This is a genomic window from Escherichia sp. MOD1-EC6475 (assembly GCF_003046645.1).
In the GTDB taxonomy this organism is placed as follows: Bacteria; Pseudomonadota; Gammaproteobacteria; order Enterobacterales; family Enterobacteriaceae; genus Escherichia; species Escherichia ruysiae.
The window spans coordinates 31,175-56,476 of the sequence record NZ_PZKQ01000042.1 but is presented as its reverse complement, the minus strand read 5'-3'; the positions used below and the strand labels follow the sequence as shown (position 1 = coordinate 56,476).

The 25,302-nt window shown below is 51.3% G+C and carries 20 protein-coding genes; 9 read left to right on the top strand and 11 right to left on the bottom strand.

The genetic code is table 11. The features are described 5' to 3' along the window. Positions 1-3: 3 nt before the first annotated feature. The gene (rimO, locus tag A7589_RS13610; RefSeq protein WP_000049371.1) at positions 4-1,329 is read left to right on the top strand and encodes a 30S ribosomal protein S12 methylthiotransferase RimO; all 1,326 of its coding nucleotides are present in this window, start codon (positions 4-6) and stop codon (positions 1,327-1,329) included. A gap of 46 nt (positions 1,330-1,375) precedes the next feature. Here the strand turns inward: rimO and A7589_RS13605 are convergent, their stop codons facing one another. The 7 genes from A7589_RS13605 to iaaA form a co-directional block, all read right to left on the bottom strand. Beyond that, positions 1,376-2,704, bottom strand: coding sequence for a GGDEF domain-containing protein (locus A7589_RS13605; RefSeq protein WP_021550502.1), 1,329 nt, complete (start codon positions 2,702-2,704; stop codon positions 1,376-1,378). Positions 2,705-2,711: 7 nt separating this feature from the next. Then, positions 2,712-5,060: a sensor domain-containing phosphodiesterase gene (locus A7589_RS13600; RefSeq protein ID WP_108188893.1), complete on the bottom strand. Its 2,349-nt coding sequence runs from the start codon at positions 5,058-5,060 to the stop codon at positions 2,712-2,714. A gap of 177 nt (positions 5,061-5,237) precedes the next feature. Further along, on the bottom strand, positions 5,238-6,149 hold the full coding sequence (gsiD, locus tag A7589_RS13595; RefSeq protein ID WP_001236057.1) for a glutathione ABC transporter permease GsiD: 912 nt from the start codon (positions 6,147-6,149) through the stop codon (positions 5,238-5,240). A 2-nt stretch (positions 6,150-6,151) separates the two neighbouring features. Continuing rightward, a complete protein-coding gene (gene gsiC, locus A7589_RS13590; RefSeq protein WP_000936029.1) occupies positions 6,152-7,072 on the bottom strand; it encodes a glutathione ABC transporter permease GsiC in 921 nt (306 codons plus the stop codon). Positions 7,073-7,089: 17 nt separating this feature from the next. Then, the gene (gsiB, locus tag A7589_RS13585) at positions 7,090-8,628 is read right to left on the bottom strand and encodes a glutathione ABC transporter substrate-binding protein GsiB (protein WP_000090189.1); all 1,539 of its coding nucleotides are present in this window, start codon (positions 8,626-8,628) and stop codon (positions 7,090-7,092) included. A 19-nt stretch (positions 8,629-8,647) separates the two neighbouring features. Further along, positions 8,648-10,519: a glutathione ABC transporter ATP-binding protein GsiA gene (gsiA, locus tag A7589_RS13580; protein WP_010354772.1), complete on the bottom strand. Its 1,872-nt coding sequence runs from the start codon at positions 10,517-10,519 to the stop codon at positions 8,648-8,650. Then, complete coding sequence (gene iaaA / locus A7589_RS13575) at positions 10,506-11,471, bottom strand: beta-aspartyl-peptidase (RefSeq protein WP_000513751.1); 966 nt, start codon at positions 11,469-11,471, stop codon at positions 10,506-10,508. The genes gsiA and iaaA overlap by 14 nt, the downstream gene beginning before the upstream one ends. Positions 11,472-11,672: 201 nt before the next feature. Between iaaA and moeA the strand changes: the two genes are divergently transcribed. Further along, complete coding sequence (gene moeA / locus A7589_RS13570; protein ID WP_000397376.1) at positions 11,673-12,908, top strand: molybdopterin molybdotransferase MoeA; 1,236 nt, start codon at positions 11,673-11,675, stop codon at positions 12,906-12,908. Further along, a complete protein-coding gene (gene moeB, locus A7589_RS13565; RefSeq protein WP_000829264.1) occupies positions 12,908-13,657 on the top strand; it encodes a molybdopterin-synthase adenylyltransferase MoeB in 750 nt (249 codons plus the stop codon). The genes moeA and moeB overlap by 1 nt, the downstream gene beginning before the upstream one ends. Positions 13,658-13,744: 87 nt before the next feature. Here the strand turns inward: moeB and fsa are convergent, their stop codons facing one another. Next, entirely contained in the window at positions 13,745-14,407 is a 663-nt protein-coding gene (gene fsa, locus A7589_RS13560) for a fructose-6-phosphate aldolase (protein ID WP_000424887.1), read from the bottom strand. 129 nt (positions 14,408-14,536) lie between these two features. Here fsa and A7589_RS13555 point away from each other — a divergent pair, with 129 nt between their 5' ends. From A7589_RS13555 to A7589_RS13540, 4 genes are all read left to right on the top strand, one after another. After that, complete coding sequence (locus tag A7589_RS13555) at positions 14,537-15,436, top strand: glycyl-radical enzyme activating protein (protein ID WP_000576967.1); 900 nt, start codon at positions 14,537-14,539, stop codon at positions 15,434-15,436. Between the two features lie 5 nt (positions 15,437-15,441). After that, positions 15,442-17,874 carry a glycyl radical protein gene (locus A7589_RS13550; protein WP_000209333.1) on the top strand — a complete coding sequence of 811 codons (2,433 nt, stop codon included), beginning with the start codon at positions 15,442-15,444 and terminating at the stop codon, positions 17,872-17,874. A gap of 140 nt (positions 17,875-18,014) precedes the next feature. Next, positions 18,015-18,830, top strand: a complete 816-nt coding sequence (gene ybiV / locus A7589_RS13545; RefSeq protein WP_000216899.1) for a sugar-phosphatase YbiV — start codon at positions 18,015-18,017, stop codon at positions 18,828-18,830. Between the two features lie 151 nt (positions 18,831-18,981). Continuing rightward, complete coding sequence (locus tag A7589_RS13540) at positions 18,982-20,241, top strand: DUF1479 domain-containing protein (protein WP_000144771.1); 1,260 nt, start codon at positions 18,982-18,984, stop codon at positions 20,239-20,241. 228 nt (positions 20,242-20,469) lie between these two features. On the opposite strand, the gene A7589_RS13535 is transcribed toward A7589_RS13540, so the two are convergent. Then, positions 20,470-22,062 carry an ABC-F family ATPase gene (locus A7589_RS13535; protein WP_000961452.1) on the bottom strand — a complete coding sequence of 531 codons (1,593 nt, stop codon included), beginning with the start codon at positions 22,060-22,062 and terminating at the stop codon, positions 20,470-20,472. A gap of 218 nt (positions 22,063-22,280) precedes the next feature. Here A7589_RS13535 and ldtB point away from each other — a divergent pair, with 218 nt between their 5' ends. Further along, positions 22,281-23,201: a L,D-transpeptidase gene (gene ldtB, locus A7589_RS13530; RefSeq protein WP_001056379.1), complete on the top strand. Its 921-nt coding sequence runs from the start codon at positions 22,281-22,283 to the stop codon at positions 23,199-23,201. 57 nt (positions 23,202-23,258) lie between these two features. On the opposite strand, the gene A7589_RS13525 is transcribed toward ldtB, so the two are convergent. Both A7589_RS13525 and mntR read right to left on the bottom strand, forming a co-directional pair. Continuing rightward, entirely contained in the window at positions 23,259-24,377 is a 1,119-nt protein-coding gene (locus tag A7589_RS13525; RefSeq protein WP_108188885.1) for an anion transporter, read from the bottom strand. Beyond that, the gene (gene mntR, locus A7589_RS13520) at positions 24,374-24,841 is read right to left on the bottom strand and encodes a manganese-binding transcriptional regulator MntR (RefSeq protein WP_000091016.1); all 468 of its coding nucleotides are present in this window, start codon (positions 24,839-24,841) and stop codon (positions 24,374-24,376) included. The genes A7589_RS13525 and mntR overlap by 4 nt, the downstream gene beginning before the upstream one ends. A gap of 185 nt (positions 24,842-25,026) precedes the next feature. Here mntR and mntS point away from each other — a divergent pair, with 185 nt between their 5' ends. Next, complete coding sequence (gene mntS / locus A7589_RS13515) at positions 25,027-25,155, top strand: manganase accumulation protein MntS (RefSeq protein WP_001001761.1); 129 nt, start codon at positions 25,027-25,029, stop codon at positions 25,153-25,155. The last annotated feature ends 147 nt before the right edge of the window (positions 25,156-25,302 follow it).

The following is a 25,302-nucleotide window of genomic DNA, read 5'->3' as shown; positions in this document are numbered from 1 at the left end:
GCTATGAGCAAAGTAACTCCCCAGCCGAAAATCGGCTTTGTTTCCCTCGGCTGTCCGAAAAACCTCGTCGATTCAGAGCGTATTCTGACCGAACTGCGCACTGAAGGTTATGACGTAGTACCGAGCTACGACGACGCAGACATGGTGATCGTCAACACCTGCGGTTTTATTGACAGTGCGGTGCAAGAATCACTGGAAGCCATTGGTGAAGCGTTGAATGAAAACGGCAAGGTAATAGTGACCGGTTGTCTGGGGGCGAAAGAAGATCAGATCCGCGAAGTCCACCCAAAAGTGCTGGAAATCACCGGCCCTCATAGCTATGAGCAGGTTCTGGAGCACGTTCATCACTACGTGCCAAAACCGAAACACAACCCATTCCTGAGCCTGGTGCCGGAGCAAGGCGTTAAGCTGACGCCACGTCATTACGCCTATCTGAAGATTTCCGAAGGCTGTAACCACCGCTGCACCTTCTGCATTATTCCGTCTATGCGCGGCGATCTGGTGAGCCGTCCGATTGGCGAAGTGTTAAGCGAAGCGAAACGTCTGGTAGATGCAGGCGTTAAAGAGATTCTGGTGATCTCCCAGGATACTTCCGCGTATGGCGTTGATGTTAAACACCGTACAGGCTTCCACAACGGCGAGCCGGTAAAAACCAGTATGGTCAGCCTGTGCGAACAGTTATCAAAACTGGGGATCTGGACACGTCTGCACTACGTTTACCCTTACCCGCATGTAGATGACGTTATCCCGCTGATGGCTGAAGGCAAAATCCTGCCGTATCTGGACATTCCGTTGCAGCACGCCAGCCCGCGAATTCTCAAACTGATGAAGCGTCCGGGTTCTGTAGATCGCCAACTGGCGCGCATTAAACAGTGGCGCGAAATTTGCCCGGAACTGACCCTGCGTTCAACCTTTATTGTCGGCTTCCCTGGCGAGACGGAAGAAGATTTCCAGATGCTGCTCGACTTCCTGAAAGAAGCACGTCTGGATCGCGTTGGCTGCTTTAAATACAGCCCGGTTGAAGGCGCTGATGCCAATGCTCTGCCAGATCAAGTGCCGGAAGAAGTGAAAGAAGAACGCTGGAATCGCTTCATGCAACTGCAACAGCAGATTTCCGCCGAGCGCCTGCAAGAAAAAGTGGGCCGTGAAATTCTGGTGATCGTCGATGAAGTAGACGAAGAAGGCGCAATCGGCCGCAGCATGGCAGACGCTCCGGAAATCGACGGCGCAGTTTATCTCAATGGTGAAACCAACGTTAAGCCGGGCGATATCCTGCGTGTGAAAGTCGAGCACGCCGACGAGTACGATTTGTGGGGTAGTCGGGTTTAATTAATTCAGGCCGGGCAAAATCATTTGCCCGGTTCGTTAATAAAAATTACTGCCAGCTAATCTGTGCCCTGCCGTTTTTCTTACTCTTATACAGCCGCTCATCCGCCAGCATTTTCAGTCGTTCAACGGTAGTACATTCATTTGAATGCGCCACGCCGATACTGGTGCTTAAATTAATACTCCCCACCTGGAAATTGACAATATCTTTTAAAATCGATAGCAACTCATCCAGGGTTCCGCCAGTATAAATTACCGCAAATTCGTCGCCGCCAAAGCGGTAGACTTTACCTTTATCCACCGGGATTTGTGATTTAAGGATTTTCACTACCTTCATCAACACTTCATCGCCCAACAAATGACCGAAGGTGTCGTTAATATTTTTGAATTTATCGACGTCAAACAGGCATAAATAACCGCCTTTTTCCGGTAAGGCTTTTAAATCTTCGTCAAAGGATTTTCTGCCCATTGCTTTGGTCAGATCGTCAAGAAACGCCGAGTTATACATGCTGTAGAGTTTTTTGACATCCGCCGCCGAAAAGAAAAGCCCACCGTCCAGAACGCGATCAAAATGGTTATTAATAATGGCTTCTTTCTCAACAATGCCACGATTAATCACTCTGCGTATCAGATAGAGGCAACTTGTGCCTGAAATAACTGCCACCAGGGCAGCAAAGAAAATAATCAGCGTACATACCTGCAAATAAACGTCTTTTTTATAAGCAAATACGTACAATCCGGTCGGCAAATAGGAGAAATGCTCCATCGCTTCCGAAACGGTGAAGATGGCATTTTTGGCATTATATTCATCACCGGTAACTGGTTTGCCGTTCTTAAACAGTGAGAACATCAGGTTCTCGCTATCCATTGCCAGTGACTTTGACAGTAACGAAAATCGTTCCAGCCCAAGCAAAAATATCAGACTGCGATTGTGAGTAACCGGATAGAGATAATAGACGAAGGTTTTGCCGTCAAAAGAGATGAACCCCGTATTTTTAACATGCCGATACTTAACAACCTGCATAATATCTGCACAATAATTGTTTTCATACTCCTTAACCTGAATACACTCATCACTGGAAATCAGATAAGGGCCAACATCATACAAATAAGAAGGTGAAACCGAGTCAGCATAAGCTGTGCGCAAGCCAACCAGCAGTTGTTCTTCAGTCGGGTTAAGCGTGTTAATGAGATCAATTGCCACACTACGCCGATATTCAGCAATATTTGCCACCGCAAAAGCAGTATCAATAACGGACTGTTTCAGGCCATACACCCGTTCTTTTACCATCTGGGTATAGATCCCGCAGGCAACCGCTGAAATCATGATAAAAATCAGCAGACTGACTGTAAGTACGAATTTATTGATTCTGGACATACCTAAACTACTCTTTTACTAACTTCCCATTTTTGTCCCAGGCAGAGAATGGCAACGGCTTCTGGTACAGATACCCCTGGGCCTGAATACACCCTAACTTGATTAATTCACGCGCAACCTCTTCGCTCTCAACACCTTCTGCAATCACCGGGATCCGGTTATAGCGTGCCAGATCGAAGATAATGCGCAAAATTTTGCCCGCAGTGCCGAAAATATCGCCGGTAAATTGCGAGTCCACTTTTATGCTATCAGGATTAATTTCATAAAAACGTTTCAGGTTTGACAAACCTGTACCAAAGTCATCAATCGATATTCGTACCCCTTGTTTACGCAATTGTTCAATATTGAGATAAAAATGTTCACTAATTCGCTCGATCACAGTTTCAGTGATCTCAATACAGAGACTTTTCGCTGTCAGTTCATGTTCTTTCATGATGGCGATAAAACGCTCATGAAAATGTGGTTCGTTTAACTGCCAGGGCGAAACATTAATATGCAGTAAGAAATCCTGTTTCAGGAGCACACGCTGGCTAAAATGGCGGAATTCAGCCATCGCCGTTTTAATAATTTGGTAACCCAGTTCATTGATAAAACCGATATCTTCCGCGATAGCAATAAACTTCAGCGGCGAGATGATCCCCCGCTCCGCAGAAACCCAGCGACACAGCGCCTCAGCGCCCAGAATGTCGCGGGTGTTAATATCAACAATCGGTTGATAAACCAGGAATAGCTCGCCTTTTTCCATGGCGTGACGGATATTGCGCGCAATCCAGATATTCTCTTCAATTTCGCTGAGTTTCGCATCATCACAGAAAATAAACTCAGAGAACATATGGTCACGGATGCTGGAAATCGCCAGCTTCAGTTTTTCTGCGTAGCTCCAGGCATTTTCGCCCTTCAGAGGTTCACAAATGGCAGATTTGTGTATACGCAGATTGCGATAGCCAAAGCTACTGTCGAAATCGTTTATCATCGCTATTTTACGAGTAAACGTCTGTATATTTTCCCGACACAATAATAAATATAAATCGGCATTAAATGTCACGATATCGCAGCATTGTGCATATTTCTCGGCAATTCGCTGACACAGCCTCCTGACGATTTTGTTGCGTTCCTCGACACCAAACACGGCTTCGACGGCTTCCAGTCCGCACAGTTTGATGATCCCGGCGGCCAGATACTGATTATTGTTTGACTCAATAATCGCCATATTTTTGATAAAACCGCTTTCCTGATCGTAGGAGATCAGCGAGAGCAATTTATTTGAACGCTCAACTTCAGCATCTTTCATTTCCGCGATCGAATTTTTGATGCTGATAATCTCTTTCGCATCGCCGTCACGAATTTTCAGTGCCTGCATTTGATCCGCAGAGTCAGGTAAAAACTCCAGCGTATTGACCAGCGTTGTCATTTCTGAAAATTGGCGACGGAACACACGGGTCGTCATTAAGTAAAGCGCCAGCAATACGACAATAATGAAAGCAAACGGCAAATAAAAGAGTTTATCTGACGCGTTAAATAGCTTCCTCGTAGGATAATAAAAATAGATTTCGAATAGCGAGTTATTGGGTACGCGCGATGTTTTTGCTATATACTCCGTATCGACAGAATCAATAATATTATAATTATCTTCGCTATTATAAATAATCAATTTTTCACGGGCGAGTTGGTTCTTGGCAATGATTTCATAACCTTGTTTCAGAAACAAGACTTCATCAGTTGCGCTGATATGATCAAGGTATTCGTTCAGATATCGCCAGTTTAAATCGACATGAATTTTATCAATAGCCAGCAAATCACGGTCTTTGCCGTTAATTCGCAGCGTAAAAGAAATACATTTTTTCCCCGGACGATCAAAGCAATTATATGCCGGATTCCAGCTACTGTCAGAGCCATCCGAAGCTACTGACCACGGGCGCTGCGACGGATTAAAATCGGCAAAGATGACGCGTCCAGCCTCATCAACAAGGGGGCCATTTACCTTTTCCTGATGATAAACAACGATTTTATCATTCGTCCGCCGCGAAAATAGATAATATTTATTATTATCCAGTACCAGCCCCACTGAATCTAAAAATGGCATCATTTCCATTTTCAGGATGACGGCACGTTTAATCTCCTCACTGTTTTTCAATAAATAGAGTGAGTCCTTTAACGTCAGAGCGGAACGTTCAATATCTTTAAAGAAATAGCCAACGTTTTTTTGAATAAGTTCAAAGCGGCTATCGGCACGTTTTACCGCACGCTCCGATACCAGTTGATAGTTAATGATGAAAAAAAGAACAATAAATGACAGCGCAGCCAATAAAAATAAAATTATCAGCCTTATCTTTATCTTTTCGTATAAACTCAGCATGTTAATACATTTAACAAAATAACTGTCAGTACGCTGTGCCGCTGCATAAATAGTCCCTCGCAACGGCTTTTTAACCAAATTACTCGATTCTACAAAATTAGAAAAAAGTTACAACACTTGCTTAAGGCAATAATTTCCTCTGAGGTCATTACCCTTTCAAGCAATATTCAACCGTGACTATCCTTTAATTTTGGGGTCCAGCGCATCACGCAAACCATCACCCAGCAAGTTGAACGCCAACACGGTCAGGAAAATAGCCAGTGCCGGAAAAACCGCCACATGCGGCGCGATAACCATATCCGCTCTCGCTTCGTTGAGCATCGCTCCCCACTCCGGGGTCGGCGGCTGCGCTCCCAGGCCGAGAAACGACAGACTGGCGGCGGAGATAATCGAGGTGCCAATGCGCATGGTGAAAAACACGACGATGGAAGAGACTGTCCCCGGTAAGATGTGGCGCAACAAAATGGTCATATCGCTGGCACCAATACTGCGCGCTGATTCAATAAAGGTTTGCTGTTTTAACACCAGCGTGTTGCCGCGCACCAGTCGGGCAAACGCCGGAATAGAAAAGATAGCGACGGCGATAATCACGTTAGCAATGCCGCTTCCCAGCACCGCAACAACAGCAATAGCCAGCAAAATGCCAGGGAAAGCAAACAGCACATCACAAATACGCATGATCAGCCGATCCCACCAGCCTTCATAATATCCAGCCAGCAAACCCAGCAACGTCCCAATCGCCGCACCGATAAACACCGCAAACACACCCGCCGCCAGCGAGATTTGCGCACCAACCAGGACGCGGCTGAAAATGTCGCGCCCCAGTGAATCGACGCCAAACCAGTGCTGCAAAGAAGGTCCGTTATTCAGATTGTCATAATCGAAATAATTTTCGGCGTCATAGGGGGCGATCCAGCGAGCAAAAATGGCCACCACAATCAATAAAATAACGAACAATACGGCGGTCATCGCCATATGCTGGCGGCGAAAACGTCGCCAGAACTCATGCCACGGAGTACGCACCTGATCAGGTTTTACCAGTGGCATGGCGTTTAACACCGCCTGACGACGCCAGTTAAATAATCGCATCCTTACTTGTACCTGATAGCCGGGTTAATGGCGGCATAAAGCACGTCCACCACTAAGTTGATAAGAATAAATTCCAGCGAGAAAAGCAGAATTTCCGCCTGAATCACCGGGTAATCGCGCATTTCTACGGAGTCAACGAGTAAGCGCCCAAGTCCGGGCCAGTTGAAGACTTTCTCCACCACGATGGAACCACCGAGCAAAAAGCCAAACTGTAAGCCCATCATGGTCACTACCGGAATCATCGCGTTGCGTAGCCCGTGTTTGAGGACAACCCAGGTTTCGCTCACCCCTTTCGCCCTCGCGGTACGCATATAATCTTCGCTTAAGACGTCGACAAACGATGCGCGGGTAAAGCGCGCCATCACGGCTGCCACTGCCGCGCCGAGCGTCAGGGAGGGTAAAATGTAGTGCTGCCAACTATCCGCACCGACAGTCGGCAGCCAACCCAGCTCAACGGAAAAAACCTGAATCAAAAGCATCCCCAGGGCAAATGCCGGGAAGGAGATCCCCGACACCGCGATGGTCATACTCAAGCGATCTGGCCAGCGGTTACGCCAGACGGCGGCAACAATCCCCGCCGCCATACCAAATATCACCGCCCAGGCCATACTGGTTATGGTCAGCCACAGCGTTGGCATGAAGCGGCTGGCAATCTCATCGGCAACCGGACGACGCGAGACCATCGACAGGCCAAAATCTCCCTGCACGGCATTGCTGATATAGTGCCAGAACTGGTGATACAGCGGCTGATCCAACCCCAGTTGCTGACGCACCAGTTCGATGACCTGAGCATCAGCTTCGGGCCCGGCAATCAATCGCGCCGGATCGCCGGGCAGCATATGGACAAATAAAAACACCAGCACCGAGACGATAAACAGCGTCGGAATCAACCCCAGTAAGCGTTTTATAACGTAATTAAGCATTCCACTCCCTGCGTTGCTTATTGCAAGTCCGCATCTTCAAAGCTGAAGCCGGTGTCTGGCATGATCCAAAAACCGGTCAGATTTTTACTGTGTGCCGACACCAGTTTTTCGACCACCAGCGGAACCCACGGCGACTCTTGCCAGATGATATCCTGCGCCGCCTTATACAAGCGGGTCTTTTCCGCCGGATCGTTAGTTTTCAGTGCCTGAGCCAGGTAGTCATCTACCTGTTTATTGCTGTAAAACGCAGTATTAAACAGCGTCGGTGGCCAGTTCTGTGACGCAAACAGCGGCGATAACGCCCAGTCAGCTTCGCCGGTCGAAGCCGACCAGCCGGTATAGAACAGTCGCACGCCACTCTCTTTTTGCCCTTTACCTTCTACTTCTGCCGCCCGCTGTCCGGCATCCATCGCCGTCACCTGGGCTTTAATCCCTACCTGCGCTAACTGCTGCTGGGTAAATTGCAGCACTTTCTGCGCGGTGCTGTGGTTATGCGACGACCACAGCGTGGTACTGAAACCGTTGGGATATCCCGCCTCTTTGAGTAATGCGCGCGCTTTTGCCGGATCGTAAGGCCACGGTTGGTAACTTTGCGCGTAGGCGATACTCGGCGGCACCACGCCAGTGGCGGGCGTTGCATATCCCGCAAACGCGACTTTCACCAGCGCCGGACGGTTGATGGCATAATTCAGCGCCTCACGTACCTTCGGGTTATCGAATGGCTTTTGCGTCACATTCATACTGATATAACGCTGCATAATCGACGGACTGGCCATCAGCTCGATATTTTTGTTTTTCTCCAGCAGCGCGGCCTGCTCGTAGGGAATGGGGAAAGCAAACTGCGCTTCACCGGTTTGCAGCATGGCCGCACGGGTGTTGTTATCCGCCACCGGACGCCAGGTAATGCTGTCCAGTTTGGGCAGTCCCGACTGCCAGTAACCAGTGAATTTTTTGACCTTCACAAAATCGGTCTGATTCCAGGTATCCAGTTCATACGGCCCGGTGCCGACCGGATGAAAGCCGATCTCCGTGCCATATTTTTCCAGCGCCGCCGGAGAAATCATCGCTGTCGCCGGATGGGCAAGAATATTAATAAACGCTGAGAACGGCTGCTTAAGCGTAATCTTCACCGTTGTCGGGTCGACCGCTTCAGTTTTGGCAATATTCTTGTACAGGTTATAGCGTTTAAGATGATTCGCTGGGTCACTGGCCCGATCCAGATTCGCTTTTACCGCCGCCGCGTTGAAGTCGGTGCCGTCCTGGAACTTAATCCCTTCACGCAATTTCACGGTATAAGTGAGGCCGTCGCCGGAGACGGTATAACTCTCCGCCAGCACATTTTTCAGCTTCATCTCTTTATCCAGACCGAACAGCCCCTGGTAAAACGATTTCGCCACGGCCTGTGACAACGTGTCATTCGCGTCATACGGGTCGAGGGTGGTGAAGTTCGATCCCACCGCCACAACCACATCTTTGGCAGCGAATGCACAAGATGCCATCAACGCTGTGACAATACCCAGCGCCACTAACCCACTACGGTGTACAGCTCTTGCCATTTGATTCTCCGCCTGAATGTTATCTACGCATGAATGCGTATTCTGATTGTGGTTGTGCGACGTAATGCCCCGGCCCGACGCATTGCAACGAGACGGCTGCAACCTCTTCGCCACGCTGATAAATATTGCTGGGAAGATCGTCCGATAGCAGTACGCGCTGTGGCCGCAGTCGGGATGGTTCAGCAACCGGAACTGCCGCCAGTAATTTACGCGTATAAGGGTGCTGCGGATTTTCAAAGATCGCGCGCCGGGGGCCTATTTCGACAATTTGCCCGAGATACATCACCGCTACACGATGGCTGATCCGCTCCACGACCGCCATATCGTGGGAGATAAACAGATATGCAATACCGAAATCACGCTGGAGATCGAGCAACAAGTTGATAATCTGCCCGCGAATAGAAACATCCAGCGCCGACACGGCTTCATCGGCAATAATGACTTTGGGATTCAACGCAAGCGCACGGGCAATACAGATACGCTGACGCTGACCGCCGGAAAACTCATGCGGGTAGCGCCACGCATGTTCGGGTAACAGACCAACGCGTTCCAGTAGCCACGCAACGCGTGCAGCAGCGTCTTTACCCTGCAATAACCCATGAACACGCAGCGGTTCTATGATCGAATCACCGATCGTCTGGCGTGGATCCAGTGAGGCGTAAGGATCCTGAAAAATGAACTGAATATCGCGGCGCAATGCCTGAAGTTTGCCGGGTGACAGAGTATCAATTCGCTGACCGTTGAAGATAATTTCGCCGCCCTGGCTTTCAACCAGGCGCAACAGCGCCCGTCCGGTGGTGGATTTGCCACTGCCAGACTCCCCCACCAGCGACAACGTTTCACCCGGCCAGAGATCAAAACTAACCTTTTCAACGGCGTGCACTTCCCGCGTTACGCGATTCAACAACCCACTACGCAAAGGGAAACGGGTGACCAGATTACGCACCTGTAAAACAGGTTCGCCATCAACTACCGTTTTCTGCTCGACAGGGCGTTCCTGTTTAGTCGGATGTTCAAGCGATATCAACGGGAAACGTCGGGGATAATCTTGCCCTCTCATCGCGCCAAGCTGCGGAACAGCAGCCAATAGCGCACGGGTATAAGGATGCTGTGGCGCATGAAAAATCTGTTCGACGCTGCCCGTTTCCACCGCCTCGCCCTGATACATCACCAGTACCCGATCGGCAATCTCCGCCACCACGCCCATGTCGTGAGTGATAAAGATGACGCCCATCGACATCTCTTTTTGCAACACTTTGATTAATTGCAGGATCTGCGCCTGAATGGTGACGTCCAGTGCGGTCGTCGGCTCATCGGCTATCAGCACCGCCGGGCGACATGACAGCGCCATGGCAATCATCACCCGCTGGCGCATCCCACCGGAGAGTTGATGCGGATAACGCGAAAGAATGGTTTGCGCTTCCGGGATGCGAACCTGATCCAGCATCCGTTTCGCCTCCGCCATCGCGTCTTCACGACTGGCGTTCTGATGCAGACGGATAGACTCGGCAATCTGCTCGCCCACGGTAAATACCGGATTTAGCGACGTCATTGGCTCCTGGAAAATCATCGCCATATCCGCACCGCGTATATGCTGCATTTGCCGGGAACTCTGCTCACTAAGCTCAATCACCTCACGACTGCGGCGCCGCAATAACATTTTGTCGCACTGCACCAGCCCCCCCGCCTGTTCTAACAGACGCATCAGCGCCAGAGCTGTGACTGACTTGCCGGAACCGGACTCTCCAACAATCGCCAGCGTCTCACCACGTCGCAGGCTAAAAGAGAGACCGCGAACCGCAGCCACTTTCTGCTGGTCCTGCATAAAGGCAATATTGAGATTATCAACCGCCAGCACATCACCGGCATCAAGCTCATCACTGTGTGGCAACGGCGTCCCCTTTTTCACGATAGATACCGGTGGTTGGCGTATCGCCTGCGTAGCCCCAGGCGCGATACATTCCCTCGGTGTTAAAAGGTAGCGCGACGTTACCTTCGTGATCGATAGCGATTAGACCGCCACTGCCGCCGAGCGCAGGGAGTTTTTCCATAACGACCCGCTCGCAGGCTTGTGCGAGGCTTAATCCGCCGTAATCCATCAACGCGGCAATGTCATACGCCGCCAGCGCGCGAATGAAGACTTCGCCCGTGCCGGTACAAGAAACTGCCACGTTGGCGTTATTGGCGTAGCACCCGGCGCCAACCAGCGGGCTGTCGCCGACCCGACCAGGTAATTTATTGGTCATTCCCCCCGTGGACGTGGCAGCCGCCAGATTGCCATGGAGATCCAACGCCACAGCTCCCACAGTGCCCATTTTCTGTTGTTCATCCAACGGTGCGCCACTATGGTCAAGGAGCGTTTCCCCTTCCTCACGCGCCGCCAGCAATTGTTCATAACGCAAAGGCGTGGAGAAAATCTCCGGCGAGACGCGCTCCATGCCATGAGCAAAAGCAAAATTTTCTGCGCCCTCACCTATCATCATCACATGCGGGCTTTGTTCCATCACCAGACGGGCGGCAAGAACCGGATTACGCAGATGACTGACGCCCGCCACAGCACCGGCTTTCAGGGTGTTGCCATCCATCACGCAGGCGTCGAGCTCATGGGTTTCATCACGCGTAAAGACAGCGCCAGTTCCGGCGTTAAACAATGGACACTCTTCCAGCAAGCGCACGGCTTCCGTCACTGCATCCAGCGCACTTGCGCCCGCTTCGAGCATTTTCTGTCCAGTTTCGACAATGGCTGACAGTGCCTCAATGTAGCGTAATTCCTGTTGCAGACTCATCTGTGCGCGGCTAATTGCGCCTGCGCCGCCGTGAATTGCAATCACTGCTTTGCCCATAGTATTCGTCCATTAAGGGTGGCTCGCCACTTTGCTATAAATATCAGAATTTTTATGAATTATTCATTCAATTTTTGAATATAGAAAGATGTATATGGCATGTAAAGGCAGGAGCCCGCTCTACGACCGAGGTGGCATACAGTCCGTGGCGTTTTTCTGACATAATAGGCGGATTCGATTTTGCCCCGCAGGAGTGTTTTCATGGAATTTACCACCGGTTTGATGTCGCTCGACACCGCGCTTAATGAGATGCTTTCTCGCGTTACCCCTTTGACTGCCCAGGAAACGCTGCCACTGGTTCAGTGTTTTGGTCGTATTCTGGCGAGCGATGTGGTTTCGCCGCTCGATGTCCCTGGATTTGATAACTCGGCAATGGACGGCTACGCGGTTCGCTTAGCCGATATCGCCTCCGGGCAACCGCTTTCTGTTGCTGGCAAATCGTTTGCCGGTCAGCCGTATCATGGTGAATGGCCTGCTGGCACCTGTATCCGCATTATGACCGGTGCGCCAGTGCCGGAAGGCTGCGAAGCGGTGGTCATGCAGGAACAGACCGAACAAACAGACGCAGGGGTACGTTTTACCGCTGAAGTGCGTAGCGGGCAAAATATTCGTCGTCGCGGTGAAGATATCTCTGCAGGTGCGGTTGTTTTCCCGGCGGGTACTCGCCTGACTACCGCTGAGCTGCCGGTGATTGCTTCGCTGGGAATTGCCGAAGTTCCGGTGATTCGCAAAGTGCGTGTGGCGCTGTTTTCCACCGGTGATGAACTCCAGTTGCCAGGTCAGCCGCTGGGCGACGGTCAAATCTACGATACCAACCGTCTCGCCGTACACCTGATGTTAGAACAACTGGGTTGCGAGGTGATCAACTTAGGGATTATCCGCGACGATCCCCATGCCTTGCGCACAGCATTTATTGAAGCCGACAGCCAGGCGGATGTGGTGATCAGTTCCGGCGGAGTTTCAGTGGGTGAAGCAGATTACACCAAAACCATTCTCGAAGAGCTGGGTGAAATTGCCTTCTGGAAGCTGGCGATTAAACCGGGTAAACCGTTCGCGTTCGGTAAACTCGGCAATAGCTGGTTCTGCGGCCTGCCGGGTAATCCAGTTTCAGCAACGCTAACCTTCTACCAACTGGTACAACCGTTACTGGCAAAATTAAGCGGCAACACCGCCAGCGGCCTGCCCGCGCGTCAGCGCGTACGCACGGCTTCTCGCCTCAAGAAAACGCCTGGTCGTCTTGATTTCCAGCGTGGTGTGCTGCAACGCAATGCCAACGGAGAACTGGAAGTCACCACTACCGGGCATCAGGGCTCACATATATTTAGCTCCTTTAGCCTCGGCAACTGTTTTATCGTGCTGGAACGCGATCGCGGCAATGTGGAAGTGGGCGAATGGGTGGAAGTCGAGCCATTTAACGCGTTATTCGGAGGCCTGTAATGGCGGAACTCAGCGATCAGGAGATGCTGCGCTACAACCGGCAAATCATCCTGCGTGGTTTTGATTTTGACGGTCAGGAAGCGTTAAAAGATTCTAGCGTGCTGGTCGTCGGCCTTGGTGGACTCGGCTGCGCAGCCTCGCAGTATCTGGCAAGCGCCGGTGTTGGTAACCTGACGCTGCTCGACTTCGACACTGTTTCGCTCTCGAATCTGCAACGCCAGACGCTACACAGTGACGCTACGGTCGGGCAACCGAAGGTTGAATCTGCTCGTGATGCCCTGGCACGGATCAATCCCCATATCTCGATTACGCCGGTGAATGCGTTGCTTGATGACGCTGAGCTTGCAGCGTTGATTGCTGAACACGATCTGGTGCTCGACTGTACGGATAACGTAGCGGTACGTAATCAACTGAACGCTGGCTGTTTTGCCGCAAAGGTGCCGCTGGTTTCCGGAGCAGCAATTCGTATGGAAGGGCAAATCACCGTCTTTACTTATCAGGACGGCGAGCCTTGCTACCGCTGCCTTAGCCGTTTGTTTGGCGAGAACGCGCTAACCTGCGTGGAAGCAGGTGTGATGGCGCCGTTGATTGGTGTAATTGGTTCGTTGCAGGCAATGGAAGCGATCAAACTGCTGGCAGGTTATGGCAAACCTGCCAGCGGAAAAATCGTGATGTACGATGCGATGACCTGTCAGTTCCGCGAAATGAAACTGATGCGCAATGCGGGATGTGAGGTTTGCGGGCAGTAATTGTCGCCTCCAGGCCTGATAAGACGCGGCAGGCGTCGGTGCACTCCGCCACGTCATAAGCAATTTATGAGGATGCAGAACATCCTGTTAAATCGACGTTCTGCCAAACGCGCCCTGCCAGTCCTGCTCAAACTTCGCCACGGCAGCATCAACCGCCGGATAGCTAATCATCTGCTGCGCCACATCCAGCGGCAGGGTGATTGATTCACATCCTGCCAGTAAACAATCCAGCGCCTGACGCGGGGTTTTGAAACTCGCGGCTAACACTTTCGCCTGTGGCGCATGCATTTTCAGTAACTGATGCAAATCGGTCACGGTTTGAATACCGCTCCCCCCCTGAGCATCAATACGGTTGACGTAAGGCGCAACATATTCCGCGCCCGCCAGCGCCGACAACAGCCCTTGTGCTGCGCCATACACCGCCGTGCCCAGCGTCGGGATCCCTTCCGCTTTTAACATTTTGATAGCTGCCAGCCCCTCGGCGGTCACCGGTACTTTCACCACGATATCCGCAATGATAGAACGTAGTTTGCGCGCATCGTTCACCATGCCTTCAGCAGTGGTAGACATTACCTGGGCAAACAAACGCCCCTGACCGCCCATAGCTTCATGAAGTTCCGGAAGCACAACGTCCAGCGTTTTTTTACCCGCAGCGATAATGCTTGGGTTAGTGGTCACACCCGCCAGCGGAAAAACGCGCGCCAGCGCCTTCACTGCAGCAACGTCTGAAGTATCCAGATACAGTTCCATAACCATCCTCAAAATGTACTTTTGTCTGAAACCAGACTACCACGAGAAAACTCTCTGAACAGTTGACGCACATCAACATAACTTTCATTCGAAAGTAATTTAATGTTTGAACGAAACAGAGAGGCATCTATGATCTTCAATATTCAACGCTACTCGACCCACGACGGTCCCGGCATTCGCACAGTGGTTTTTCTGAAAGGTTGCTCGCTGGGTTGCCGCTGGTGTCAGAACCCAGAAAGCCGCGCCCGCACGCAGGATCTGCTGTATGACGCGCGTCTGTGCCTGGAGGGCTGCGAGCTGTGTGCTAAGGCCGCCCCGGAAGTGATTGAGCGCACGCTGAATGGCCTGCTTATCCATCGGGAAAAGTTCACCCCTGAACATCTGACGGCGTTAACCGACTGCTGCCCGACACAGGCGTTAACCGTGTGCGGCGAAGTGAAAAGCGTTGAGGAGATCATGGCGACCGTTCTGCGCGATAAACCGTTTTACGATCGCAGCGGCGGCGGATTAACGCTTTCTGGCGGTGAACCGTTTATGCAGCCGGAAATGGCGATGGCGCTACTGCAAGCCAGCCACGAGGCCGGCATTCATACTGCGGTAGAAACCTGCCTGCATGTGCCGTGGAAATATATCGCCCCTTCTCTGCCCTATATCGATCTGTTTCTTGCCGATTTAAAACACGTCGCCGACGCACCGTTTAAACAGTGGACCGACGGTAACGCCGCCAGAGTGCTGGATAACCTGAAAAAACTCGCTGCGGCGGGCAAAAAAATCATCATCCGCGTACCGCTGATTCAGGGCTTTAATGCCGATGAAACCTCTGTGAAAGCCATTACCGATTTTGCCGCCGACGAGCTGCACGTTGGCGAAATCCATTTCCTGCCCTACCACACGCTGGGCATCAACAAATATCACTTACTTAATCTGCCCTATGACGCCCCGGAAAAACCGCTTGATGCGCCAGAACTGCTCGACTTTGCCCAGCAGTATGCCTGCCAGAAAGGGTTAACCGCGACTTTACGAGGATAACAACCATGACAACACTGAAACTGGACACGCTCAGCGACCGCATTAAAGCGCACAAAAATGCGCTGGTGCATATTGTGAAACCGCCGGTTTGTACCGAGCGCGCACAGCACTATACCGAGATGTATCAACAACATCTCGATAAGCCAATCCCGGTACGTCGCGCGCTGGCGCTGGCGCATCACCTGGCGAATCGCACCATCTGGATCAAACACGATGAGTTGATCATCGGCAACCAGGCAAGCGAAGTTCGTGCCGCGCCGATCTTCCCGGAATATACCGTCTCCTGGATCGAAAAAGAGATTGATGATCTGGCGGATCGTCCGGGTGCTGGTTTTGCGGTGAGCGAAGAGAACAAACGCGTTCTGCATGAAGTCTGCCCGTGGTGGCGCGGTCAGACGGTACAGGATCGCTGCTACGGCATGTTTACCGATGAGCAAAAAGGCCTGCTGGCGACCGGTATCATTAAAGCAGAAGGCAATATGACCTCCGGCGATGCGCACCTGGCGGTGAATTTCCCGCTGCTGCTGGAAAAAGGGCTTGATGGTCTGCGCGAGAAAGTGGCGGAGCGTCGCTCGCGTATCAACCTGACGGTACTGGAAGATCTGCACGGCGAGCAGTTCCTGAAAGCCATTGATATCGTGCTGGTGGCAGTCAGTGAACACATTGAACGTTTCGCTGCTCTGGCGCGTGAAATGGCAGCCACCGAAACTCGCGAAAGCCGTCGTGATGAACTGCTGGCGATAGCAGAAAACTGCGACCTTATCGCCCACCAGCCGCCGCAAACTTTCTGGCAGGCGCTGCAACTGTGCTACTTCATCCAGTTGATTTTGCAGATTGAATCAAACGGTCACTCAGTATCGTTTGGTCGTATGGACCAGTATCTGTACCCGTACTATCGCCGCGACGTTGAACTCAACCAGACGCTGGATCGCGAACACGCCATCGAGATGCTGCATAGCTGCTGGCTGAAACTGCTGGAAGTGAACAAGATCCGCTCCGGCTCGCACTCGAAAGCCTCTGCGGGTAGCCCGCTGTATCAGAACGTCACCATTGGTGGGCAAAATCTGGTTGATGGTCAACCGATGGACGCAGTGAATCCGCTATCTTACGCGATCCTTGAATCCTGCGGTCGTCTGCGCTCCACTCAGCCTAACCTCAGCGTGCGCTACCATGCAGGAATGAGTAACGATTTCCTCGATGCCTGTGTACAGGTGATCCGCTGCGGCTTCGGGATGCCCGCGTTCAACAACGACGAAATCGTGATCCCGGAATTTATCAAACTCGGTATTGAACCGCAGGACGCTTACGATTACGCAGCGATTGGCTGTATCGAAACCGCCGTCGGCGGTAAATGGGGCTATCGCTGCACCGGCATGAGCTTTATCAACTTCGCCCGCGTGATGCTGGCGGCGCTGGAAGGCGGTCGTGATGCCACCAGCGGCAAAGTGTTCCTGCCACAAGAAAAAGCGTTGTCAGCGGGTAACTTCAACAACTTCGATGAAGTAATGGACGCGTGGGATACGCAAATCCGTTACTACACCCGCAAATCAATCGAAATCGAATATGTCGTCGACACCATGCTGGAAGAGAACGTGCACGATATTCTCTGCTCGGCGCTGGTGGATGACTGCATTGAGCGAGCGAAAAGTATCAAGCAAGGCGGCGCGAAATATGACTGGGTTTCTGGCCTGCAGGTCGGCATTGCCAACCTCGGCAACAGCCTGGCGGCAGTGAAGAAACTGGTATTTGAACAGGGTGCGATTGGTCAGCAACAACTGGCTGCCGCACTGGCGGAAGACTTCGAAGGTCTGACTCACGAGCAACTGCGTCAGCGTCTGATTAACGGCGCGCCGAAGTACGGCAACGACGATGATAGCGTCGATACGCTGCTGGCTCGCGCTTATCAGACCTATATCGACGAACTGAAACAGTACCATAACCCGCGCTATGGTCGTGGTCCAGTTGGCGGCAACTATTACGCAGGTACATCATCTATTTCCGCCAACGTACCGTTTGGCGCGCAGACGATGGCAACGCCGGACGGACGTAAAGCGCATACCCCGCTGGCAGAAGGCGCAAGCCCGGCCTCCGGAACTGACCATCTCGGCCCAACGGCGGTCATTGGCTCCGTGGGTAAACTGCCTACGGCAGCGATTCTCGGCGGTGTGTTGCTCAATCAGAAACTGAACCCGGCGACGCTGGAGAACGAATCTGACAAGCAGAAACTGATGATCCTGCTGCGCACCTTCTTCGAAGTGCACAAAGGCTGGCATATTCAGTACAACATTGTTTCCCGAGAAACATTGCTGGAAGCGAAAAAACATCCTGATCAGTACCGCGATCTGGTAGTGCGTGTCGCGGGCTATTCCGCCTTCTTCACCGCGCTCTCTCCTGACGCACAGGACGATATCATCGCCCGTACTGAACACATGCTGTAATCCCCTCAGCCCGGCGTCGCCGCCGGGCTAAAACATTCACGAAATCAATTTTACTCTCGCTTTCATTCGAAATTAGTTTGTGCTCCGCATCACATTGTCATTACACTGTGGCGTTTGCATTAATTGCCGGGAGCACTTTTATGACTGTAAAAGTTATCGTTTGCGATATGGACGGTACTTTTCTTAACGACGCCAAAATGTACAACCAGTCACGTTTTATGGCGCAGTATCAGGAACTGAAAAAGCGCGACATTGAGTTCGTTGTCGCCAGTGGTAACCAGTATTACCAGCTTATTTCCTTCTTTCCTGAGCTAAAAGATGAAATCTCTTTTGTCGCGGAAAATGGCGCGCTGGTCTACGAACATGGCAAGCAGTTGTTCCACGGTGAACTGACCCGGCATGAATCCAGAATTGTCATTGGTGAACTGCTGAAGGATAAACAACTCAATTTTGTCGCCTGTGGTCTGCAAAGCGCATACATCAGTGAAAATGCGCCGGAAGCATTCGTCGCACTGATGGAAAAACACTACCATCGACTGAAACCTGTGAAGGATTACCAGGAGATTGATGACGTGCTTTTTAAGTTTTCGCTCAACCTGCCGGATGAACAAATCCCGCTGGTTGTCGACAAACTGCACGTTGCGCTCGATGGCATTATGAAACCTGTCACCAGTGGCGCGGGTTTTATCGACCTGATTATTCCCGGCCTGCATAAAGCAAATGGTATTTCGCGGTTGTTAAAACGCTGGGGTCTGTCGCCGCAAAATGTGGTAGCGATTGGCGACAGCGGTAACGACGCAGAGATGCTTAAAATGGCACATTATTCCTTTGCAATGGGCAATGCTGCGGAAAACATTAAACAAATCGCCCGTTACGCTACCGATGATAATAATCATGAAGGCGCGCTGAATGTGATTCAGGCGGTGCTGGATAGCACCACTCCTTTCAATAAGTAATCTTCTCCCGGCCGGAGTGACCGCTCCGGCATCTCTCTTTTTTGCTCACCTTGTGCACTAACTCAAGATTTTCATCTTGCGTTAACTTATTTTTAACTTAAAGTATCAATCGTAATCATTTTTGATTTCGAACGAAAGTTGTGAGGTTGATATGACTTTTACCTATGAGACGCTGCCAACAGATGCAAAAACAGCTATCCGTGAGATGAAAGCGGAGCTGCGAAAACAGATCGGCGATGTACAACAGGTCTTCGATAAACTCTCTGCAAAAATCGAAGCGCGTGTAGCAGAAATAGACGCACTGAAAGCGCAAGGACTGCCGGTTTGGCCGGAAGTTCCTTATAGCGACATTGCAGCAGGTACAGTGAGTGAAGCCACGCGCAATGAGATAAAACGTCGCGGCTGCGCGGTAATAAAAGGCCATTTCCCCCGCGAGCAGGCGCTGGCGTGGGATCGCGCAATGCTCAACTACCTTGATGCCAATCACTTTGATGATGTTTATAAAGGTCCCGGTGACAGCTTTTTCGGCTCGCTGGAGGCGTCTCGCCCCGAAATCTATCCCATTTACTGGTCACAGGCACAGATGCAGGCGCGGCAGAGCGACAATATGGCTGCGGTGCAATCTTTCCTTAACCGCCTGTGGAAGTCTGAAAGCAACGGCAAACAATGGTTTGATCCCGATGTCAGCGTAATCTATCCAGACAGGATCCGCCGTCGCCCACCGGGCACGACGTCCAAAGGTCTGGGCGCACACACTGATTCTGGCGCACTGGAACGCTGGTTATTACCCGCTTATCAGCGCGTTTTTGCCCATGTTTTCAACGGTAATTTTGATGATTACGATCCGTGGGATGCAGCACACCGTACCGATGTAGAAGAATACACCGTCGATAACACTACCAAATGTTCCGTGTTCCGCACGTTCCAGGGCTGGACGGCACTTTCCGATATGTTACCAGGCCAGGGGTTGTTGCATGTGGTGCCGATCCCGGAAGCGATGGCGTATGTTTTATTACGCCCGCTGTTGGATGACGTGCCGGACGACGAGCTGTGCGGAGTCGCGCCTGGTAAAGTTCTGCCTGTTTCTGAAAAATGGCACCCCTTATTGATGAAAGCACTAACGTCAATTCCGGCAATAACAGCGGGGGATTCTGTCTGGTGGCACTGCGATGTGATCCACTGTGTCGCACCGGTAGACAATCAACAGGGCTGGGGGAACGTGATGTATATTCCTGCCGCGCCGATGTGCGAGAAGAACCGGGCTTATGCGCACAAGGTCAAAGAGGCACTGGAAAAAGGCATCTCGCCGGGGGATTTCCCGCGGGAAGATTATGAAACAAACTGGCAAGGTCGTTTTACGCTGGAGGATCTGAACGTTCACGGTAAACGCGCGCTGGGCATGGATGTTTGAGAAGTGATGGATTAGTGGAAGTGAATTGATGTGAGGTTAAGAAAGTAGGTTCGATGTTGCTCAGATTGCTGACAAAGTGCGCTTTCTTCATGCCGGATGCGGCGTTAACGCCTTATCCGGCCTACAAAGCCCTTCAGATTCAATATATTGCAGGGTCTACGTAGGCCTGATAGCAATCTTGTATTTGTCATCAGTAGCCCTGACATAACCAGGGCTACTGACTATAACTTACTCGATTCCTTTACTACGCAGGTAATCTTCGTAATTACCGCTAAAGTCAATCACGCGTTCCGGCGTGATTTCCAGAATGCGGGTCGCCAGGGAGCTTACGAACTCACGGTCGTGTGAAACAAAGATCAGCGTGCCCTGATACAGTTCCAGCGCCATGTTCAGTGACTCGATGGATTCCATATCCAGGTGGTTGGTCGGTTCGTCCATGATCAGAATGTTCGGTTTCTGCATCATTAACTTACCAAACAACATACGGCCTTTTTCACCACCGGAAAGCACTTTGGCAGGCTTTTTGATGTCATCCTGACTGAACAATAAGCGACCGAGAATGCTGCGCACCGCCTGCTCGTCATCGCCTTCCTGCTTCCACTGGCTCATCCATTCAAACACGGTCAGGTCATTATCGAACTCATATTCGTGATCCTGCGCGTAGTAACCAATGCGCGCGTTCTCTGACCATTTTACGGTGCCACTATCCGGTTCCAGATCACCCACCAGCGTTTTCAGCAAGGTCGATTTACCGACGCCGTTGGTGCCGAGTACCGCCAGTTTTTCACCCACTTCCAGCAGCAGGTTGAGATTTTTAAACAGCGGACCGTTATCAAACCCTTTGGTCAGCCCTTCCACTTCCAGCGCGTTACGGAACAGTTTCTTATCCTGCTCAAAACGGATGAACGGGTTCTGACGGCTGGAGGCTTTCACCTCTTCCAGTTTGATTTTATCAATCTGACGCGCACGCGAAGTTGCCTGACGAGATTTCGAGGCGTTGGCGCTAAAGCGGCTAACGAAAGATTGCAGCTCGGCAATCTGCGCTTTCTTCTTGGCGTTATCAGCCAGCAGACGTTCGCGTGCCTGCGTCGCCGCCGTCATGTACTCATCGTAGTTGCCCGGATAAACGCGCAGTTCGCCGTAATCCAGATCCGCCATGTGGGTACAAACCATGTTCAGGAAGTGACGGTCGTGCGAGATGATGATCATGGTACTGTCACGCTCGTTCAGCACCTGCTCCAGCCAGCGAATGGTATCGATGTCGAGGTTGTTGGTTGGTTCGTCGAGCAGGAGAATGTCTGGATCAGCAAACAGCGCCTGCGCCAGCAGCACACGCAGCTTCCAGCCGGGAGCAACTTCACTCATCGGGCCGTAGTGTTGTTCCACTGGAATTCCCACGCCAAGCAACAGTTCACCAGCGCGAGCTTCCGCAGAGTAACCGTCCATTTCGCCGTATTTCACTTCCAGATCGGCAACTTTATAGCCATCTTCTTCGCTCATTTCCGGCAAAGCATAGATGCGGTCGCGCTCCTGCTTCACTTCCCACAACTCTTTATGCCCCATGATCACCGTATCCAGCACGGTGAACTCTTCAAAGGCAAATTGATCCTGACGCAGTTTACCAATGCGCTCGTTGGGATCGAGGGAAACGTTACCCAGCGTCGGCTCTAAGTCGCCGCCGAGAATCTTCATAAAGGTGGATTTACCACTACCGTTCGCGCCAATCAGGCCGTAACGGTTGCCGCCGCCAAATTTGACGGAAATGTTTTCAAACAACGGCTTACTGCCGAACTGCATGGTGACGTTACTGGAAACTAACACAGGCGTATCCTGAAAAGAGATATGACAAACCGCGCATTATGCCATAAATCTGAAAGAAGATCCCGTCCCCCGCTTAAGGTCTACACTCTTCCCAAAGGCAAAAAATGTGATTTCGTACACATCTGATTTCACTGTTAGCTGGAATGAACATATAATGCGCTTCCAATACTCTAATATTCTCAACCTAATGGCCTGCCAGGCACGAAATCTCGCTTAACATGAATATGAAATTGAAAACGTTATTCGCAGCGGCCTTCGCTGTTGTCGGCTTTTGCAGTACCGCTTCAGCGGTAACTTATCCTCTGCCAACCGACGGGAGTCGCCTGGTTGGTCAGAATCAGGTGATCACTATCCCTGAAGGTAACACTCAGCCGCTGGAGTACTTTGCGGCTGAGTATCAGATGGGGCTTTCCAATATGATGGAAGCGAACCCTGGTGTGGATACCTTCCTGCCGAAAGGCGGCACCGTACTGAACATCCCGCAGCAACTGATCCTGCCGGACACTGTTCATGAAGGCATTGTGATTAACAGCGCAGAGATGCGTCTGTATTACTATCCGAAAGGGACTAACACCGTTATCGTACTGCCGATCGGCATTGGTCAGTTAGGTAAAGACACGCCTATCAACTGGACCACCAAAGTAGAGCGTAAGAAAGCAGGCCCGACCTGGACGCCGACCGCTAAAATGCATGCAGAATACCGCGCTGCGGGCGAACCGCTTCCGGCTGTCGTTCCGGCTGGCCCGGATAACCCGATGGGACTGTATGCACTGTATATCGGTCGCCTGTACGCTATCCACGGCACCAACGCCAACTTTGGTATCGGCCTGCGCGTAAGCCACGGTTGTGTGCGTCTGCGTAACGAAGACATCAAATTCCTGTTCGAGAAAGTGCCGGTCGGTACTCGCGTACAGTTTATTGATGAGCCGGTAAAAGCCACCACCGAGCCGGACGGCAGCCGTTATATTGAAGTCCATAATCCGCTGTCTACTACCGAAGCTCAGTTTGAAGGTCAGGAAATTGTGCCAATTACGCTAACCAAGAGCGTGCAGACAGTGACCGGTCAGCCAGATGTTGACCAGGCTGTTCTGGATCAGGCTATTCAAAACCGTTCCGGGATGCCGGTTCGTCTGAATTAATCTTTAAAACTTAAAGCACAAGGCGGACTCATAATCCGCCTTTTTATTTGCCAGCTCTTACACTGCCGGGAGCATAACTAACAAAACGAATCCTACCAGCGCCGCCCACAACAGCATTGGTATCGAATAAAGATGGAAACGCCACCAGATACGACGATCGTTCGCCATCCGTAGCGCAATCAAATTTGCCAGCGATCCCGGTAACAAGCCAAAACCACCTACGTTAACCGCCCATGCCAGCAGCAACGACGGCGGCACATAGTTCAGCAGCAAAATAGTACTCGGCACGTTACTGATCACCTGCGATAAACCAATCGCCGTTACCCATAATCCGGGTTCGGATAAATGACTCACGTTACTCAACACGCCTTGCAACGCCGGAAGCTGGGTCAGTAAATGGACGTCGATAAACATCGCCATAAACACCAGCAGCAACGTCCAGTCCACACTGAGCACCACGCGACGTGCCAGCAGCGCAAAGCCCGCCGCCACAATCACCAGCCCCCACAGCTCTTGTTTCAACTCCAGCGCCGTAAGGAAGACGATATACAGCCCCAGACAACTCCACACCAGCCGTGGTTTCCACTCCGGCGTTTGCGTCCCCGTATGATATTGCAGCGCCTTTCCAGGAAAACAACACCAGCACAGCAGCAGCAATGTCAGCATCATCGCACCAGCCAGCGGTGCCATCTGTGCAATAAAACCGGCAAACGAAAGACCCGAACGTCCCCAGATAAGGATATTTTGCGGATTACCAATCGGCGTCAGCAGCGATCCGGCATTCACTGCCAGCGCCTCAAAAATAATCAGCCGATTAACCGGGATCTCACACAGTCTTTTCAGCGTGATGGTCAGCGGGACAACAATAAACAGCGCGACATCGTTGGTCAGAAAGGTAGAAAGCAGCGCCGCCGCCAGTACCATAAACATCGCCAGCCGACGCTCAGTAGCAAAACGGCGCACCATTTTGCGCCCCAGCACATCAAAATAACCGCTTAATTCAACACCTTTGGTCAGCAGCATCAGGCCACTTAAAGTAATGATGGTGTGCCAGTCGATAGCAGCAGGCCAGGATTTCGGCGCAAAGGGAACAAAAAAACTTAATCCGATACCAACGAGAATTAATAACTGAAAAAAGCGATCGCCTTGCAGCGTGCGTAAAAAAGGCAGGCTCATTTGGCACCGTGTTTCTGGGTAAACAAACGAAAGGCGTCCAGCGTCTCTTCACTCACATGGTGTTCCATACCCTCCGCGTCACGACGGGCAATTTCCGGGCTGACGCCCAACACCAGCAAGAAATTTTCGACTATCTGATGGCGCTCGCGGCTTTCCTGCGCCAGCTTCTCCCCTTCCGCCGTTAAAAACACACCACGCCACGGGATCATCTCAATCAGTCCCATGGTTGCCAGCCGCTTAAGCATTTTAGCCACCGTCGGTTGCGAAACGCCCAGACGAGCAGCCATGTCCACCTGACGGGCTTCCCCCACTTCTCTTATCAGGTCAGATATCAGCTCAACATAATCGTCAATAAGTTCACGGCGATGCGCTTCTCTGACCTGGCGAAACCCTTCAACGTGTTCTTCCACGTTCACTAACTGCGTCACTTTTTTTGCTGTTGGCGTACCTGCGCGACGACTCATTGTGCTTCCTCATTATGGTGACACATATATAGCGTTCTCATTTCGTGCGCACATTGTAAACCAGAGTTGCGAAGGCACAAAAAATTAACGTTTTAGCAATAGCTATATAATATAGCCTGTGCTATATCTGTATGTAATGCAATCATCCCTCATGGATCGACGGGATTAGCAAGTCAGGAGGTCTTATGAATGAGTTCAAGAGGTGTATGCGCGTGTTTAGTCATTCTCCCTTTAAAGTACGGTTAATGCTGCTCTCTATGTTGTGCGATATGGTCAACAATAAACCGCAGCAAGATAAACCTTCCGATAAATAGCGGCGTCGCGGTACGCCGCTTCACTCCTGCGTTATTGCAGGCATAAATAGTTTCTGCCTGAAAACCCCCACTTTTTGTCGGATTTACAATCCCCTTCGCAAAAGATTTGTTCGTCAGTAGTTGACCTGAACGGCGGCTCGCTCTATC